23 protein-coding genes and 1 pseudogene are annotated in these 16,710 nt (G+C 36.8%); 21 read left to right on the forward strand and 3 right to left on the reverse strand.

The annotated features are described in order from the left end of the window. Positions 1-2 precede the first annotated feature (2 nt). The 15 genes from ACQKIM_RS01305 to ACQKIM_RS01375 all read left to right on the forward strand — a co-directional run bounded on the left by ACQKIM_RS01305 (position 3) and on the right by ACQKIM_RS01375 (position 8,951). Complete coding sequence (locus ACQKIM_RS01305; RefSeq protein ID WP_427537897.1) at positions 3-308, forward strand: hypothetical protein; 306 nt, start codon at positions 3-5, stop codon at positions 306-308. 15 nt (positions 309-323) lie between these two features. Beyond that, on the forward strand, positions 324-1,811 hold the full coding sequence (locus ACQKIM_RS01310) for an aldehyde dehydrogenase family protein (protein ID WP_427537900.1): 1,488 nt from the start codon (positions 324-326) through the stop codon (positions 1,809-1,811). A 14-nt stretch (positions 1,812-1,825) separates the two neighbouring features. Further along, positions 1,826-2,107, forward strand: a complete 282-nt coding sequence (locus ACQKIM_RS01315) for a BMC domain-containing protein (RefSeq protein WP_053995836.1) — start codon at positions 1,826-1,828, stop codon at positions 2,105-2,107. A gap of 17 nt (positions 2,108-2,124) precedes the next feature. Then, on the forward strand, positions 2,125-2,739 hold the full coding sequence (gene pduL, locus ACQKIM_RS01320; RefSeq protein WP_427537904.1) for a phosphate propanoyltransferase: 615 nt from the start codon (positions 2,125-2,127) through the stop codon (positions 2,737-2,739). A gap of 5 nt (positions 2,740-2,744) precedes the next feature. Further along, positions 2,745-3,353, forward strand: coding sequence for a hypothetical protein (locus ACQKIM_RS01325; protein ID WP_427537907.1), 609 nt, complete (start codon positions 2,745-2,747; stop codon positions 3,351-3,353). 15 nt (positions 3,354-3,368) lie between these two features. Next, entirely contained in the window at positions 3,369-3,656 is a 288-nt protein-coding gene (locus ACQKIM_RS01330; protein ID WP_427537910.1) for a BMC domain-containing protein, read from the forward strand. A gap of 33 nt (positions 3,657-3,689) precedes the next feature. Next, positions 3,690-4,460 (forward strand): 3-oxoacyl-ACP reductase FabG, encoded by a 771-nt coding sequence (fabG, locus tag ACQKIM_RS01335; RefSeq protein ID WP_427537913.1) that lies wholly within the window; start codon positions 3,690-3,692, stop codon positions 4,458-4,460. A gap of 21 nt (positions 4,461-4,481) precedes the next feature. Beyond that, entirely contained in the window at positions 4,482-4,760 is a 279-nt protein-coding gene (locus tag ACQKIM_RS01340) for a BMC domain-containing protein (RefSeq protein WP_427537915.1), read from the forward strand. Between the two features lie 12 nt (positions 4,761-4,772). Next, positions 4,773-5,633 carry a phosphate propanoyltransferase gene (locus ACQKIM_RS01345; RefSeq protein WP_427537918.1) on the forward strand — a complete coding sequence of 287 codons (861 nt, stop codon included), beginning with the start codon at positions 4,773-4,775 and terminating at the stop codon, positions 5,631-5,633. A gap of 6 nt (positions 5,634-5,639) precedes the next feature. Further along, the gene (locus ACQKIM_RS01350) at positions 5,640-5,909 is read left to right on the forward strand and encodes a EutN/CcmL family microcompartment protein (RefSeq protein ID WP_427537921.1); all 270 of its coding nucleotides are present in this window, start codon (positions 5,640-5,642) and stop codon (positions 5,907-5,909) included. Between the two features lie 10 nt (positions 5,910-5,919). After that, positions 5,920-6,312: a BMC domain-containing protein gene (locus ACQKIM_RS01355; RefSeq protein WP_427537924.1), complete on the forward strand. Its 393-nt coding sequence runs from the start codon at positions 5,920-5,922 to the stop codon at positions 6,310-6,312. A gap of 53 nt (positions 6,313-6,365) precedes the next feature. Beyond that, the gene (gene mdh, locus ACQKIM_RS01360) at positions 6,366-7,304 is read left to right on the forward strand and encodes a malate dehydrogenase (RefSeq protein WP_427537927.1); all 939 of its coding nucleotides are present in this window, start codon (positions 6,366-6,368) and stop codon (positions 7,302-7,304) included. A 178-nt stretch (positions 7,305-7,482) separates the two neighbouring features. Beyond that, a complete protein-coding gene (locus tag ACQKIM_RS01365) occupies positions 7,483-8,013 on the forward strand; it encodes a cysteine hydrolase family protein (protein ID WP_427537930.1) in 531 nt (176 codons plus the stop codon). Positions 8,014-8,032: 19 nt separating this feature from the next. Then, the gene (locus ACQKIM_RS01370; RefSeq protein WP_427538387.1) at positions 8,033-8,578 is read left to right on the forward strand and encodes an N-acetyltransferase family protein; all 546 of its coding nucleotides are present in this window, start codon (positions 8,033-8,035) and stop codon (positions 8,576-8,578) included. A 127-nt stretch (positions 8,579-8,705) separates the two neighbouring features. After that, on the forward strand, positions 8,706-8,951 hold the full coding sequence (locus ACQKIM_RS01375) for a cold-shock protein (RefSeq protein ID WP_427537933.1): 246 nt from the start codon (positions 8,706-8,708) through the stop codon (positions 8,949-8,951). 313 nt (positions 8,952-9,264) lie between these two features. Here the strand turns inward: ACQKIM_RS01375 and ACQKIM_RS01380 are convergent, their stop codons facing one another. Then, positions 9,265-10,065 carry a DUF3221 domain-containing protein gene (locus ACQKIM_RS01380; protein WP_427538390.1) on the reverse strand — a complete coding sequence of 267 codons (801 nt, stop codon included), beginning with the start codon at positions 10,063-10,065 and terminating at the stop codon, positions 9,265-9,267. A 197-nt stretch (positions 10,066-10,262) separates the two neighbouring features. Between ACQKIM_RS01380 and ACQKIM_RS01385 the strand changes: the two are divergent. Continuing rightward, positions 10,263-10,527: pseudogene (locus ACQKIM_RS01385) on the forward strand (inorganic pyrophosphatase); the annotation flags it as partial. Between the two features lie 19 nt (positions 10,528-10,546). On the opposite strand, the gene ACQKIM_RS01390 reads toward ACQKIM_RS01385, so the two are convergent. Beyond that, positions 10,547-10,750: a helix-turn-helix transcriptional regulator gene (locus ACQKIM_RS01390; RefSeq protein WP_427537936.1), complete on the reverse strand. Its 204-nt coding sequence runs from the start codon at positions 10,748-10,750 to the stop codon at positions 10,547-10,549. Between the two features lie 509 nt (positions 10,751-11,259). Between ACQKIM_RS01390 and ACQKIM_RS01395 the strand changes: the two genes are divergently transcribed. From ACQKIM_RS01395 to ACQKIM_RS01410, 4 genes are read left to right on the forward strand one after another with little or no spacing between them, the layout of a single operon-like run. Continuing rightward, positions 11,260-11,649, forward strand: coding sequence for a GntR family transcriptional regulator (locus ACQKIM_RS01395; RefSeq protein ID WP_427537939.1), 390 nt, complete (start codon positions 11,260-11,262; stop codon positions 11,647-11,649). Beyond that, the gene (locus tag ACQKIM_RS01400) at positions 11,646-12,335 is read left to right on the forward strand and encodes an ABC transporter ATP-binding protein (protein WP_427537942.1); all 690 of its coding nucleotides are present in this window, start codon (positions 11,646-11,648) and stop codon (positions 12,333-12,335) included. The genes ACQKIM_RS01395 and ACQKIM_RS01400 overlap by 4 nt, the downstream gene beginning before the upstream one ends. Beyond that, on the forward strand, positions 12,332-13,162 hold the full coding sequence (locus tag ACQKIM_RS01405; protein ID WP_427537944.1) for a hypothetical protein: 831 nt from the start codon (positions 12,332-12,334) through the stop codon (positions 13,160-13,162). The genes ACQKIM_RS01400 and ACQKIM_RS01405 overlap by 4 nt, the downstream gene beginning before the upstream one ends. Positions 13,163-13,175: 13 nt before the next feature. Beyond that, positions 13,176-14,375 carry a hypothetical protein gene (locus ACQKIM_RS01410; RefSeq protein ID WP_427537947.1) on the forward strand — a complete coding sequence of 400 codons (1,200 nt, stop codon included), beginning with the start codon at positions 13,176-13,178 and terminating at the stop codon, positions 14,373-14,375. A 102-nt stretch (positions 14,376-14,477) separates the two neighbouring features. On the opposite strand, the gene ACQKIM_RS01415 is transcribed toward ACQKIM_RS01410, so the two are convergent. Continuing rightward, complete coding sequence (locus ACQKIM_RS01415; protein WP_427538393.1) at positions 14,478-14,864, reverse strand: DUF2809 domain-containing protein; 387 nt, start codon at positions 14,862-14,864, stop codon at positions 14,478-14,480. A gap of 588 nt (positions 14,865-15,452) precedes the next feature. Here ACQKIM_RS01415 and ACQKIM_RS01420 point away from each other — a divergent pair. After that, a complete protein-coding gene (locus tag ACQKIM_RS01420; RefSeq protein WP_427537950.1) occupies positions 15,453-16,706 on the forward strand; it encodes a benzoate/H(+) symporter BenE family transporter in 1,254 nt (417 codons plus the stop codon). The last annotated feature ends 4 nt before the right edge of the window (positions 16,707-16,710 follow it).

Consider the following 16,710-nt stretch of genomic DNA (forward strand, 5'->3'; position numbering starts at 1 on the left):
ATATGGACCATCAATTGATTGCAAAAATTACTGAGTTAGTAATGGAGAAAATTTCACAAACTTCTCAATCGGATGGTAGCTATCAAGGCCTAACACAAGGCGAGCTACAGGAATGGCAGTCATTTCACCCGATGAATTCTAGTGTGAATACGTCTCAGCAGCCTGTCGTTGCTACTAGTGCATATGAGGCTTTATCTGCACAGGAGCTGCAAAATTGGGATAGCTTACATCAGCAGCAAGCATTCGTTGTCTCTAAATCAGCACCATCTCCAACAAACGGCTTAATCGCCATTAAAAAGTTTTCATGATGGGAGGGTGGTCGAATGATTAAGGATCAAGATTTACTATCTATTCAAGAGGCAAGGGATGCTGTTATAGCAGCATCTAGTGCCCAAAAAAAGTTTTCTAGCTTTTCGCAAGAACAGGTGGATCGAATTATCGAAGCAATCGCTCAAGAAGCCTTTGAGCAAGCAGAGAATTTGGCAATATTAGCTGTTACAGAAACGCAGATGGGTGTCATTGAGCATAAGAGAATAAAAAATGAGCTCGCTTCAAAAGGTGTCTATGAATCGATACGTGATGAAAAAACAATCGGTATTGTACAGGAGGACTATGTGACACAGCAGGTAGAAATTGCTTATCCATATGGGGTTATAGCAGCAGTATCACCTGTCACAAATCCAACTGCTACCGCGATTTATAAAACACTAATTGCCCTGAAAGCTCAAAATGCAATTGTCTTCAGTCCCCATCCAACAGCTGTCAACTGTACGATTGAGGCATTAAAAATATGTCATCAGGCAGCTATTCGTGCAGGTGCTCCGGAGGGATTGATTCAATGGATTACCCATCCAACATTAAAAGGAACAGAGGCATTAATGCAACATAAAGACGTACAGTTAATTTTAGCGACTGGAGGATCAGGGCTGGTGAAGGCTGCCTATAGCTCAGGTAAACCTGCATATGGTGTTGGACCAGGAAATGTCCCTGTGTACATTGATCGCACGGCAAATATAGCTCGCGCTGTTCAGCAAATTATGGATAGTAAGTCGTTTGATAATTCTACTATCTGTGCAACGGAGCAGGCGATTGTAGTCCATCAAGATGTAAAGGATCAAGTAATGACAGCTTTAGCTAACAATGGGGCTGTGCTTCTAAAAGGAGAAGACAAGGAAAAATTAGCAAAAGTTATTTCTCCTGTCCCACGTACACTCAATAGCAAAATTGTGGGCAAACCAGCTACAGTTATCGCCAAAATGGCGAATATTGATGTCCCTTCATCTACAAGAGTATTAGTGGCTGAGGAGCATCTAATAGGAAAAGAGTATCCATTTTCCATGGAAAAGCTATCGCCAATTTTAGGACTGTATACCGCCAATTCTCATGAGGATGCAGTAACAATATGCCAACAATTATTAGATGTTGGCGGCAGGGGGCATAGTTTAGCAATTCATGCTCAAGATGAGCGCTTTGTCAAAGAGTTTGCTGCACAAATGCCAGTGTCTAGAATTTTAGTCAATACATTGGCATCAGTGGGTGCTGCTGGCGGTACTACAAGCTTAATGCCTTCCTTTACATTAGGCTGTGGGGCATATGGTGGAAATATTACAAGTGATAATATTTCAGCCCGTCATTTAATCAATAAAAAACGAGTTGCTTATGGCATCAAGGAACTCTTGATACCGAAGCCACAACATCCCAAAAATATACAAGAAATATCCCCTTCATTTCAAGTTAATGAAGAAACACAATTGAATGCAACTATGATTCAAAAAATAGTAGAAGAAATCGTTACAAAATTAAGTGTCTAGAGGAGGAATTTTAAATGAGCGTGGAAATTAATGGAGCATTAGGAATGATTGAAACTAGAGGGTTAATTGGATCTATTGAAGCAGCAGATGCTATGGTGAAAGCTGCAAACGTTAATATTGTAGGTAAAGTGCATGTTGGTGGAGGAATTGTCACAGTTTTAGTAACGGGAGATGTGGGAGCAGTTAAGGCCGCAACAGATGCAGGCTCTGAGGCAGCACGTCGCGTTGGCGAGTTATTATCAGTGCATGTGATTCCACGTCCGCATTCAGAACTATTAGCCATTTTACCGAAATAAGAATTGGAGGTGTTTAGATGACAAACCATCAAACGCTTGTGTCTAATTCTGCAGCTGGTGCGATCCCCATTGCTGTATCAGCTCGCCATTGTCATGTCAGTGAAGAGGATTTCTTTCATTTATTTGGCGCAAATGCACAACTAGAAAAGTGGAAGGATCTTTCCCAGCCCGGCCAATTCGCTGCAGAGCAAGTTATTACTATAAAAGGTCTTAGAGGTCAAATTGATAAGGTTCGGGTATTAGGACCATTCCGTCAGGATACACAAATTGAAATAAGCCAAACGGATGCAATAAAGCTAGGTGTTTCCCCACCTATTCGTATGTCAGGTGATTTAGAAAAATCTTCACCGATTACTTTAATAGGAACACATGGAATATTGCATAAAGAAAACGGGCTTATTATTGCACAGGCTCATATTCATATGTCCGAAACAGAGGCAGCTTCATTCAATGTAACGGATCAAGAAATTGTGAGGGTAGAAATTACGAATGAGGTTCGCCAAATTCAAATTATGAATGTAGTTGTTCGTGTGTCACCAAATTTCAGACTAGAGATGCATATTGATACAGATGAGGCCAATGCAGCATCTATTATTGCTGATCAAACTGGAAAGCTCATGAAAATGGGGTGACATAAATGGATATGCAAGCATTACAACGCCTTATTCAAGAAGTGGTAACTACCATTGTGAGCACGAATAAAAGAGTATTGATTGTTCATCCCCAAACAACAATCTCAAATAGGCAGGTTGAAACATTAAAAAGCTATTTCCAAGTGGAGGAGTGGCATGCGGATACCCCATCCCAAATGTTTCATGATGCAATAGTATTTCTTGAAGTTGATCAGTCTTTCATTGTCAGCAGTGCACAAGGATTGCCCCATTCCCCGGCATCCTTGTTCCTGACTGAATTATTACTGAAAGATGAGCCAGCTATTTTAGTTCCTGATGATAAAATGTCTGTCGTATTTACAACGAAGGAACCAAATGCTTACATGAAAATGCTTCTGCAGCACATAAAAAATTTACAGGTATTTGGCTGTGAGTTTCAGTTATTCTCACAGCTTATACCTTATATCAAGGATAAGGAAAATCTCATTCATTATGATATTCAAGCCGATTTTATTACAGAGGAAATGATTAGATCATACAAAGGGCAGCAGCTAAAAATTCCATTGCATACAAAGATTACACCACTTGCCCTTGATCTGATTCATGAGAAAGGCATTCGTATTCTAAGAAACTAGCAGGAGTGTTGTTACATGACAAAATCGATTGGTATTGTGGAAACGAGAGGTCTTGCCATTTCTATTCAAATAGCAGACGCCATGTTAAAAGGAGCAAATATTAGATTGCTTCGACAAGAAACAATTGATTTAGCACTTGTAACAATTGCTATTGAAGGTGATACGGAGGCAATTCGGGAAGCAATTGAAATTGGTACAAAAATGGCCAAAGCTGCTAACCAATGGATTGCCTCTACTACTATTTTACGCCCAGAAGATGCTGTTAACGGTTTAGTGATGGAAATTGCTAAAAAACCGACTTAATCACACAATCATTTGAAAAGGTGGGAGATGGATTTGAAAGTAGATTTATCTGGGAAGGTTGTTATTGTTACTGGTGGAAGTAAAGGAATTGGTAAAGGCATTGCGACAGTGTTTGCAAAGCAAGGTGCGCATGTTGTTATTGCTGCAAGAGGCTTAGAGCATGCGACAAAATTAGCATCTGAACTACAGATGCAAGGCTACTCTGCTTCAGGGGCAGCTGTCGATGTAGAAAGCTATGAATCTGTGGAAAATATGGCACAAGAGGTTGCTAGTAAATATGGTGCCATCGATATTTTATGCTCAAATGCGGGCATTTTTCCATCTGTCAAGCTAGAGGATATGAGCACAGACCAATGGGATCATGTATTAAATGTTAATGCAAGAGGAACGATGTTCGCTGTGAAAGCATGTGCTCCTTATTTAAAGAAAGCGGATTATGGAAGAGTCATTATTACCTCCTCCATTACAGGTCCAGTGACAGGATATGCAGGGTGGACACATTATGCAGCAAGTAAAGCAGCACAGCTTGGTTTTATGCGAACTGCAGCACTTGAATTAGCACACTATAATATTACCGTTAATGCAGTTCTTCCAGGCAATATTGCAACAGAAGGATTAGATGGTCTTGGAGAGGAATATTTGCAGAAGATGGCAAAGGCTATTCCATTCGGTGGATTGGGCAGTGTTGAGGATATTGCCTATGCAGCACTATTCCTCAGCAGCAAGGAAGCAGGTTTTATTACAGGACAATCCATTATTATTGATGGTGGACAAACATTACCAGAAGATGCTGAAGCATTTTGATAACGTAGGGGGAATTGAAGTATGAATAATTTTGGAGCATTAGGAATGATTGAAACAAAGGGGCTAGTTGGCTCCATTGAGGCAGCAGACGCAATGGTAAAGGCTGCCAATGTCAATATCATTGGTAAGGTACATGTGGGTGGAGGGATTGTTACAGTCCTTGTACGTGGTGATGTAGGTGCTGTGAAAGCAGCAACTGATGCAGGAGCGGCAGCTGCACAGCGTGTAGGAGAACTGTTGTCTGTTCATGTGATTCCACGCCCACACGCAGAGTTAGAAGCGATTTTACCGTTGGCTTAGAAGTGAGGTGGAATGATGAATCAACAAGCAGTAGAGCAAATTGTCAATGAGGTCATTGCCGAATTACTACAAACAAAGCAAGAAGCACCTATTACACAATACGACATTCCCATCGGTATTTCAGCAAGGCATATCCATTTGAAACAAGAGCATGTGGAGCATCTCTTTGGCAAGGGAGAACAATTAACAGCAAAAAAGATGCTGTCACAACCAGGGCAGTTCGCAGCTAATGAAACATTAATAATTGTTGGTCCAAAGGGCAGTATTTCAAATGTCCGTGTTTTAGGTCCTGCTCGTTCCTTAACACAGGTTGAAGTTAGCCATACAGATGCTATTGCATTAGGCATTCAGCCGCCAATAAGAGAATCAGGCAATATTGAAGGATCAGCGAGTTGTACGTTAGTTGGCCCAAAAGGCAGTTTATATTTGCATGAGGGTGTCATTATTGCCCAGGCGCACATCCATATGTCACCAGGAGAAGCAGACGGGTTGAACGTTTTTGATGGAGAGTATGTTTCAATAAAAACTCAAGGGATCCGACCCGTGACTTTTCATCATGTGAAAGTACGAGTTTCAGAGCGCTATCGTTTAGAGATGCATATTGATACGGATGAAGCAAATGCTGGCTTCCTAAAATCTGGTGCAACAGGTACTTTACTAAAAGATAATGCGGAAGAGCTTACGTATAATTCCTCTCAAAAAGCAACTGCCGTTCAGACGAATGAAATTAATGAAAGAATAATTACTGAAAAGGATTTATTAGCGTATCAGGGACAAACAATTATTGTTCCTCAATTCACCAGATTTACTGCACTCGCAATGGATGCGGTGGTAACTTTAGGGATTTCTATACAGTATAAAGATGAAGGATGATGATGCATGCGTATAGGTACAGTCGTAGGGAATATTTGGGCAACACGTAAAGAAGAAGGGCTTCAGGGATTGAAATTACTCATTATACAACCTAAAAAAACAGATGGACAGCTTGGAGATGAGCAAATCGTTGCGGCAGATCGACTTGGTGCGGGTGTTGGAGATGATGTGATTTTAACGATGGGCAGTGCTGCTGTTCGAAGCTTTTCAAAGGAAACAATTTGTCCAATTGATGCCATCATTGTAGGCATAATTGATGCAACAGAGGGATCGTGAGGTGAGAGCAATGAAAGAAGCGATTGGTATGATTGAAACATATGGTATGGTCGGCTCTATTGAGGCAGCAGACGCTATGCTAAAGGCCTCGAATGTTCAATTAGTCAAGCATGAATTAATAGATGGTGGTATTGTGACTGTTATTGTCGAGGGAGATGTTGGGGCTGTGCAGGCAGCAGTAGAGGCAGGAAAAGCAGCAGTTGCACGCGTTGGCAAATTATTAAGTGCACATGTAATCCCGAGGGCAGCAGACGATGTTTTTACAACAATCATTGATCATCCCCAAGCAAAACCAAAAATAGAAAAAACGGTGGAAAGAGGAGTACCTAAAACATCCTCCCGTAGCAAAGCTCAAGTAAAAGAAACTACCCAAAATTCTTCTACAGATGTTCAAAGTGAATAAACGAATGCTCTCTGTATCTATATAATATTGCATCACTGTGAGGAGTGATGAGGATGGGATTTAAACGACCAAAGATCGCCATTATTGGTGCTGGTCATACAGGTGCCACTGTAGCTTTAATGGTCGCTCAAAAAGAAATCGGTGATATCGTTTTAGTCGATATTCCAGATTTAGAAAAACCAGCTATGGGGAAGGCACTAGATATTTTACAGACTGGTCCAATTGAGAAGTTTAATGTGCATATTGCAGGTACAGCGCGATATGAGGAAATTGCCCAGGCAGATATTGTTGTAATTACAGCAGGGATTGCTAGAAAACCAGGAATGACTCGTGAGGATCTGATTACAACAAATGCCTCAATTATTCGTTCTGTTAGTGAAAATGTGAAGCGCTATGCCCCAAACAGCTACGTTATTGTGTTGAGTAATCCTGTCGATGCCATGACCTTTGTTTGTCTAGAAACAACTGGCTTTTCAAAAAATCGTGTTATGGGGCAGTCAGGCATTTTAGATACAGCTCGCTTTAATACATTTATTGCAGAGGCTCTTCAGCTAGCAGTAGAGGATGTGTCGAGCTTTGTTTTGGGAGGTCATGGAGATGAGATGGTCCCGCTTGTGCGCTATACGTATGTCGGTGGAATCCCGCTTGAAAAAATGTTACCCAAAGTACAAATCCAACAATTAGTGCAACGGACACGTAAGGGTGGAGGCGAAATTGTAGAACTTCTTGGCAATGGTAGTGCTTATTATGCGCCAGCAGCATCAATTGTCCAAATGATAGAAGCCATCATCAAAGATAAACGAAAAGTAATGCCCGTGATTGCTTATTTACAGGGTGAATACCATGTGACCAATGCTTGTATTGGTGTACCAGTTGTTCTTGGTGGGAATGGAATAGAAAGTGTTATTGAATTACACTTGAACGAAGAGGAACATCAAGCATTCAGCAGTTCTGTTCAGGCTGTCTATCGTACGTTAGATTATATTAAATGAATCATTACACCATCTAATAAGGAAGGTATATTAGATGGTTTATACATACTTAGCACGAAAGCAACCTAACATTGTGTTAATGTTAAGTTGCTTTCGTTTTTCATAATTTTCTTTTAATAAGCGATGGATTTCTGTACAATTAGAACGTTAAAGTCAGAAGCTTAAAAAGGAGAATGGAATGAAGCAGGCACTAGTCATTGTAGATATGCAGGAGGCATTCTTTTTAGATAGCCAAAACTACTTATTTGAGTCAGAAAAAGTGCTAGAAAATATAAATGCTTTAATAACATGGGCTCGTTCCAACCAAGTAAAAGTTATTTTTATCCAGCATACCGATTCAAATGAAGAGGATGATTTTGCGTTTGGCAAGCCAGGTTGGGAGCTATATCGAGGGCTTCTTCGACAATCAAAGGATAGGGTAATTCAAAAAACATCATGGGATGCATTTTATCGAACAGAATTAGCGCAATATTTACAGGAACAAAAAATTGAACAGCTTATTTTTGCTGGTGCACAAACTGAATACTGTCTTGATACAACTATGCGTAGTGCCTATAGCCATGGATACCATAATAATATTTTAGTAGAGGATGCACATAGTACTTTAGATAGTCAGGTATTCAATGCTGAACAAATTATCAAGCATCACGAATCAATTTGGCATCAACGGTTTGTCACTATCCAACCAATTACCTTCTTTAACAATTGATAAAAGAAAGGATTCAATGATGCTTATTGAACAACAGGAATTTTATATAAATGATCTTCGTTATACAATTAGATCAGCTACTATTCAAGATGCCCAAGCATTATCAAACCTAAGGCTACAACTAGATGGAGAAACGGAAAATTTTGATCGCGAGCAGGGAGAAGCCTTTATCGATACAGCCGGATTTGAACAGATTATCCGTATAGATACAGAAAGCTCAAGCAATATATGTTTAGTAGCTGTCGTCGATAACCGGATTATCGGATTTTCAAGATGCGAGGGATCAACATTAAAACGATTGGCGCATAAAGTGGAATTTGGTGTAGGTGTCATTAAGGAATTTTGGGGCTATGGCATCGGTAAAAACCTCTTACAAGTATCGATAGATTGGGCAGATGCCAATGAAATTAAAAAAATAGCCTTACAGGTTTTAGAGACAAATGACAAAGCAAGTAGACTCTATGAAAAACTTGGCTTTACTGTAGAGGGCATTTTAAAAAATGACAAACGCCTTTCTGATGGCAAATACTATCATACCATTATTATGGGGAGATGGAAGATATAAACCAGCTATATATGGGGTTTGAAAATTATACATGTCCACTGATTTATTCCACGATATGTGAAAACGCCGAAAATTATATAAATGATATGAACTATTATTAAGATAAAAAGGAAGGAAGTGTGCTGAATTGAAACGAAAAGGAATTGTCGAATGGTATAAAGAAGAAGAGGGTTATGGACGTATCCTACTTGAAAGCGATGAGGAAACACATGTTTTCGTTCATTTTAGCTCTATTTTTTTAGATAAAGATCGATTTCCTGATAATTTTAGATACCTTTGTCAGAAGCAAAAAGTCACCTTTGATTTAATTGAAACATCCATGACAGGTGATCAGAAGTATGTGGCAGAGAATGTTATTATAATTTCTGACTAAAGCATACCCACCCTGTGCCGGCATAGTAGCAAGATCCTTTTGAATATGAACGAAAACATCGTACAAAACATAGTATAAATAAAATGCTATAAAAGGATGATGTTTAACATGTCAGTGAGGATTTCCAAAGCACAAAATGGCTCCATTTCTAGGAATGGAGGTACATCTGAAGGTTGGGATGATATTGATCGTTGGGAAAATGACGGAGGCAGAAGTCTTGATACATGATGAAATATTTTGAATCGAAAAGGGAGGCAAATATGTCTCCCTTTAAAAATTTGTATAATCCTAGGATATGTAGATTAAATGAGGATTACTTAAATTGAATTGTATCTACATAAGTCGCTGCCCCTTGTTCGAACTGGACTTTTACCTGCATATAATATGTGCCTTTTGGATATGTGCCATCTTCATTTATTATCCTTTCAACCTCATTCATTTGCTCATCCAAAAACACAATTTCACTGTGAAGTATATCAGAGCCATTAGCAATAAGTTTGACCTTTTCTGGTCTTTGAAGGGTAATAGCTTCATTAAAGGATGCTTGTATATGTGACAGTGGTGTTTCGTGTTCTGTTTGCTTTTTCTCTCCTGTTTTAATGTCGGTGTATGTCCAACTATATTGTTGGAGGTATAAGGAGAGCTGTTCTTCTTCGTTTATAGCAAATGCTAGATGAGGTGGTTGCTCATAAATGGGCTGTCCAAGTGAGATCGGCTTTTGATCCTGAATAACCATACCGACAAGAGTATCATTAGCAGCAATATCTATTTTATAATGCAGGGTCCATATGCTCTTTTTAGCATCAAACTTTATATTGGTGATAATTGGGTTGTACTCAAGGCTTTCTGCTACTTTAGCGAGGACCTCATTTGTAGAAAGTGTACTATTTAAGTTGAGTGGTACAATTTCAATTTTATCTGTCCCTGTTTGACCTGGATAAGATTCATTAATTGCCTCAGCCCATACTTTCACATAGTCACCTATTGTTAATTTTTTAGTGGTGGAAACCCATAATGCATTCACAAATTGGGGATTAAATTTATGTAAATAGACCGGTACATTACTAACAACTAAGTATCTACCATCTTCTGCTGCTGTTACATATCCTTCAATAGTTGCAGAGTTTAGTTTGTTTTTTTGTCATTTGTAGCTGTACCGCAACTAGCTAAAATAAGGATTACCATACATGCTAATATTATTTTCCTCAAAGCAACCCCTCCTATTTTCAAATTAGACGCTTTCATTCCCAATAGGTTACTCTGGTTTTGTATAGGTTAAGGTTCAGCAATTAAGGCAAATTCTTAAGCATCATGTATAGAAAGGATATATATTGTTTGATGAATTTTCAAAAATTGAAAGTAAGAGTAGATCGGCTAATTGGCTATAAGGATGATTTCGATAATATCTATCCATTAAATTATGGTTATATACCTGGAATAATTGGTGGCGACGGGGAGGAACAGGATGTCTATATCCTTTCAAATACTATAAAGGACCCAATAGATGAATTTTATAGGTAAACTTATCGCAATCGTCCACAGAAATGATGATGTGGAAGAAAAATGGGTCGTTAGCGGTACTCCAATCTTCTTCATTAAAGCTCCTCCTCCTCAAAAATAAAGATATTTTCAATCGACTCTTGAAAAACTTTTGCTATTCTTACAGCTATTAAAAGGGATGGCATATACTCTTCACGTTCAATTAAACTAACTGTTTGTCTTGATATCTTTGCTCGTTTTGCTAGTTCAGACTGATTCAATCCATCTCTGGCACGAAGCTCTTTCAATCTACTTTTCATCTCAACCACCTCAAATTCATTGTAATGTATCATTTTCTTTTTGACAATTATATTAGTCAAAATGGAAAGAATTGTTTTAATTAATAGATGATCAGTACGAATTATTACCTAGAATCACAGGACAGACCCAAAAGGATTTTTCACTAAAAAGTTGGTTATTTTGAAGAAGTTTGGGTGATAATTATGTTTGCTTTTCAATTAACTAGTTTCCCTATAAAGCACGATATTGTAAGTTTTTGTAACGATTGATTATCTATTTAATTATTCCCATAAATTTGGTTGACATAATTTGTGTATTAAGCCTATAATACATTCAAAAGTGTATTAACAGCTTAATACGTTTTTTTAGTGATAGTGTATTAAGTGTTTAATACAGGTGGTGCGTTAACAGGAGCTATAGTTAAGAATTTAGTGCATAGTTTTCTATGAAAAATGCATAACCTACCATTATGCATAATGTGTATTAAGTGGTTAATACGCAAAGTATAATTTGCAGGGAGTTGAGTTAATTGACTGTAAAGTTTAATAATCGAGATCCGGTTTATGTACAGGTTATCCGGCATTTTAAAGAGCAAATTGCCAAGGGATTCTTTGAGCCTGGTCAGGAAGTCCCTTCAAGAAGGGAGCTGGCCAATCAGCTGAAAATTAATCCCAATACCGCACAACGAGCTTATAAGGAAATGGAGGAACAAGGATTGATTTTTACTGAGGGAAATATGCCAAGCTGTATTACGAGAGATGAAGCGGTCCTTAAAAGTGTCCGTGAAGAATTAATTATCGAGGCAGTTGATTTATTTTTAGGTTCTATAAAATCCATTAATGTACCGTTATCTGAAGTGTTGAAACTAGTTGAGGATAAGTATGAGGCTGAAAGTGGGGAAACGGAGGAATCGAAATGATCGAAGTGAAAAATATCAATAAAAAATACGGCAGAAAACAGGTTTTAAAGGATCTTTCCTTTACTGCTAAAAAGGGTGAAATTACTTGCTTAATTGGTATAAACGGTGTAGGAAAGACGACAATCATGAAAGCTATTATGGCACTCACGCCGATTAATAGTGGTGAAATTTTAATAGATGGGGAAAAAATTCGGAAGGATAGCTTTGAAAAAATTACTTTTATTCCCGATTCGATCACGATGTTACCACAAATGAAAATTGGTGAGGCTTTTACGTTCATGGCGGATTTTTATAAAAGTTGGAACCCGCAAAGGGCAGAGGAGCTGTTACAATTTTTTAAGCTAAACCCAACTGAACGGATTGCCAATTTATCAAAGGGAAATACAGCAAAAGTCAATATGCTATTAGGTTTAGCACTGGATGTGGATTACTTATTGATGGATGAACCATTCTCTGGTATTGATATGTTCTCCCGTGAACAGATTGCTGAAGTGTTTACAAGCCATTTAATTGAAGAACGTGGTGTGATTCTCACAACCCATGAAATCAGTGATATTGAACACTTAATTGATAAAGCAGTACTTATTGATAATGGTGAAATATTAAAGGAATTTAGCGTGGAGGAAATGCGTGAGAATGAAGGAAAATCAGTTGTTGATGTGATGCGGGAGGTGTATCGAGGATGAAAAACTATTTAAAGCTTGTAAATTTTGAAATAAGCCGTTTTTTCAAACTATATCTAGTTTTAATAGGATTAACATTTGTCTGCCAGTTCATTGGGGCGATTATCATCTCCAAAGTTTATATGAATAGATCAGATCAAATAATGTATGAAAATCAACTATCGGTGAGTCAATATATTAAGGAATATGGTACTTTTTCCTTTCATCAATTTGTTTTTTCTGAATGGTTTGTGATACCAATCTTTTTTTGTATCGCAATGTTGATGATTTATGTTTTCTTTATTTGGTATCGAGATTGGTTTGGAAAAAATACGTTTATTTACAGATTATTGATGCTACCAACTGAAAGAATTAATATTTATTTTGCTAAATTGACGGCAATTATGCTTTTGGTCCTTGGGTTAATTGCCTTACAATTATTGTCGATTTCAATCGAGATACAAATTGCTAATAGTATTGTACCAGTAGATTTCCGTACGTATTTCTCATTTTTTGATGAGATTTATAACTTGGAAATATGGGGCTGGCTGTATCCGAACACCTTTATTGAATTTATCTTAGTATATGGAGTTGGACTAATTTTTGTAGCCGTTCTATTCACTGCCATTTTATTTGAACGGAGTTACGGTTCAAAAGGTATTTTCTTCTCAATTATTTATGGGTTGCTCTCGTTCGGATTCTTTATCGTACCGTTAGTATTGAATGGTATTTATAGTAACTATTTTTACACACTTGAAATCTTTTTCATGGAATTGGTAACGAGCATCATTGTTTTAGGAAGCGCCATTTGGATAGCGAATTATTTGCTAAAACATAAAATAAGAGTCTAATGGGGGAATGACAATGAAAAGATATTGGAAATCGATATTGATCAGTTTAGCAATCGTGGTAGCGATTGGTTCATACTATGTCCAACTAGCATGGGCTTCTAAAAATGATGTATCTTTTAAAATTGAAACTATTAGCGGAAATAAGGAAGAAATCGAAAATCGTATACTTCAAGCAAGCTATCAAAGTGGGAATATTAATCGATGGTTGTACATATCAAAGAACGGTTCAACTAATCGGATGAATCAGTCATTTTTTGGGGGTTTGATAGTTCCGCATGAGCCTTTGTTATTTCAAAAATTTATTCAAGAGCACCGTAATTTTATGCGTGGAAAAGAATTGTACCCTAGTAAGTACTTTGAAGATGAAGCTCGTTTAATCTACACAAATGTTCTAGCCAATGGTTGGAAAGTGGACCAAAGTAATTTTTTAACACTACAAATCGATATACTAGATAAAAATACAAATGACAGTACTTCGTTTGAAATCAATGCGCCAGTTCAAGCAAGCTATGGCTCGGTCAATGTGAATAACGTTTATGCGGAAAATGGAAAAATAAAAATTTTGGCAACGGCGGGCTACCTCATTGAAGGCGGTGAAGAACTGCATATTTATACAGTTAATGAAAAAACAAAGGAGTTAGAAAATGACTCAATAATTGCAAAATTAGAATCAGAAGATATAGGTATGTCACGTATCCGTCTATTTAATGATCCCAATATAATTCAAAATGAAAATTATTACCTATATATGGTAGAAAAATATAGGGGTATCATAGAAGGTGCTGACCCAAAATTAATCTCTAGACAAATATATCTTTATAACAATCTCACTAATGAAGTAAAGGAATGGATAATTCCTGCCGAATTAAAATCAAATTTAGAGTCGACAGTTCTTTATGGAGCAGATATATTTATTCCTGTTCACTCAGCTAAAAGCTTAGTACTGAATCGTTATAATATCGAAAAAAATCAATGGGAAAAGCCTCTAAGCTTTGAATATCCAAGCATTGCTAATGATGAAGAGGAACCTTTTTTCAAACTTATAGATGGTAAACTATATTTAGTGAATCGTACTTCTGACGGTCATTTGCTATTTATCGGTGATGTACGTACAGGGGAATCCTTATATGAAGGTAAAATTATTGTTGAAAATAGAGAAAATCTAGATACAGATTACGCACTGTATATCGGAGAAATATATAGCACTTATTAAACATGCAATTTAGAATGAGAGGTACAAAAAGTAAGAATTAAGAAGCTAATTGGCTGAAATGAATTCAAATAGGTTCATCCCAGCCAATTTTTGGTTCTTGAGTCAATAATTATGAAATGTGAACTTAAGTGAGATCTTATCTAAGACAGCAGCGAATACTATCCCTGCTGTATACCGAATTAAATCCTCTGTAAGAAAACCTTTCCCAAGTATTAAAGCCCCAAGCATTGTTGCACGAATCTGATTAATCCAATCTTCCTGATATAACTGACTAAATTCAATACTGAAACTAAACAAAAAACTGAGCAAAATAGCTACGAGGGTGCTCTTCCGTACTAGCAAAAATCGAAATCCAAAATAGACCATTATAGCCCATAGTATGTCCCCAGCGTTTTGCGCTACAAACAGTGGCAGGAAAAAACTCCATTTTCTAGAGGCAAGCCCTAAAAAAATAGTGATAATAATCGCTATTACATAAGCTATTCGCATGTTTCGGTATTGTGAGTTTTTAGGTTTCAATAGAATCACTCTTTCAGCATTTCGATCATATTCTTTAGCCTTCATTATTTCATAAATGTCGCAATAAATAAAAAAACATATCGCATTGAAGTACTATTGTCAACTAATTATAAAAAAAATTCTTTAGGACGAAAAGGTAAAGTTATTTTTTTATGTAGACCATTTTTAAACACAATAATACTTTAGTTCAATAAAATTTTCGCTTAATAACAATTTAAATGTTGTATCTAAAAATTTTAAATAATCAAATAAGTAGGAATTTTCGATATTTGAGAAAAATTAGGTTTTTAATAGAATTTTGGTTATTTTAGGAAGTGGTTTTTAAAATTAAAACTATTATAAAGATGTTTATAGAAATATTTTATTTTTATATCTTTGGAATAATATAGATTTATTTTCCAGTAAAGTAATAAAATAATTAAAAATTGACAAAAAAACGAACGTGGGAAAAACTGGTTTTTGGAGGAGACTTGTTGTGTTAGTATAAAAAACAAAGAAAAGAGAGGTGATCAAGCAAATAAATTTATAGAAAACAGATACTGGAGGAAGGGTTGCTTTGTGTTAAAGAATTCAAGACACTCCTTTAATATGGGAATGTTAAAAGAAGATTTATCAATATCTGCTGTAGTTGTCGGATTAATAGCTACAATGGTATCTTATGCTGGACCTTTAGTAATTGTTTTCCAAGCTGCTAAAGTTGCGCATTTAAGTGATTCTCATTTATCTTCGTGGATATGGGCAATCTCTATAGGTAGTGGGTTAACCTGTATTTTATTGAGTATTTGGTTTAAATCTCCAATTATAACAGCGTGGTCCACGCCAGGAGTGGTTCTACTAGTTTCAAGCTGGTCAATTTATTCCTATACAGATGCTATTGGAGCATTTATTTTTTCTGCAGTAATTATTACTTTGCTAGGATGGACAGGGATATTTGAGAAAATAATGAACCGAATTCCATATTCAATCACAACTGCTATGCTTGCTGGAATTCTTTTAAACTTTGGAGTTGAAGTTTTTACATCTTTGAAAAATCTACCTGAATTAGTTTTTCCGATGATACTGTGTTTCTTAATTGTTAAAAGGTTTTCACCACGTTATACGGTTGTTATTACATTATTTTTAGGGTTATTGATTACTTATTTTACAGGAAATCTAAAGACTGAAAGTATTGATATGTCTTTAGTGAACCCTATTTTTACAGTTCCCACATTTTCGCTAGATGCTTTGATTGGAATTGGCATTCCATTATGTATTGTAACAATGGCATCTCAAAATGCGCCTGGTATAGGGGTTTTAAGAGCGGATGGATATAATGTACCCATAAGTCCATTAGTTACAACAACAGGAATTTTTTCAATTTTATTAGCACCATTCGGTTCTCATGCTATAAATTTAGCAGCAATTACTGCGGCAATTTGTACTGGGAAAGAAGCTCATGAGGATAAAAATAAAAGATATGTTGCAGGTATTTCATGTGGATTATTTTATTTAATCTTTGGTTTGTTTGGTGCTGCAATGGCGTCAATTTTTCAAGCACTTCCTGGTGAGTTTATAGCAGTTATTGCTGGTTTAGCTCTATTTGCTTCACTTAGTTCAAGCCTTGCTTCCGCAATGGAAGGCACTCAAAAAGAAAGTGCGCTCATTACTTTTCTAGTTACAATATCAGGTATCTCCTTTTTGGGTATAGGGGCTGCTTTCTGGGGATTAGTCGCTGGAATTCTAACAAATTCAATTTTTCAAGTGAAACTTAATATTTTCTCTAAAAAAACAAAAGAAATGAACATGGAAACTAGTAATTCACAAAAGGGATGATAGT

The organism is Lysinibacillus sp. NPDC047702 (assembly GCF_050272555.1).
In the GTDB taxonomy this organism is placed as follows: domain Bacteria; phylum Bacillota; class Bacilli; order Bacillales_A; family Planococcaceae; genus Lysinibacillus.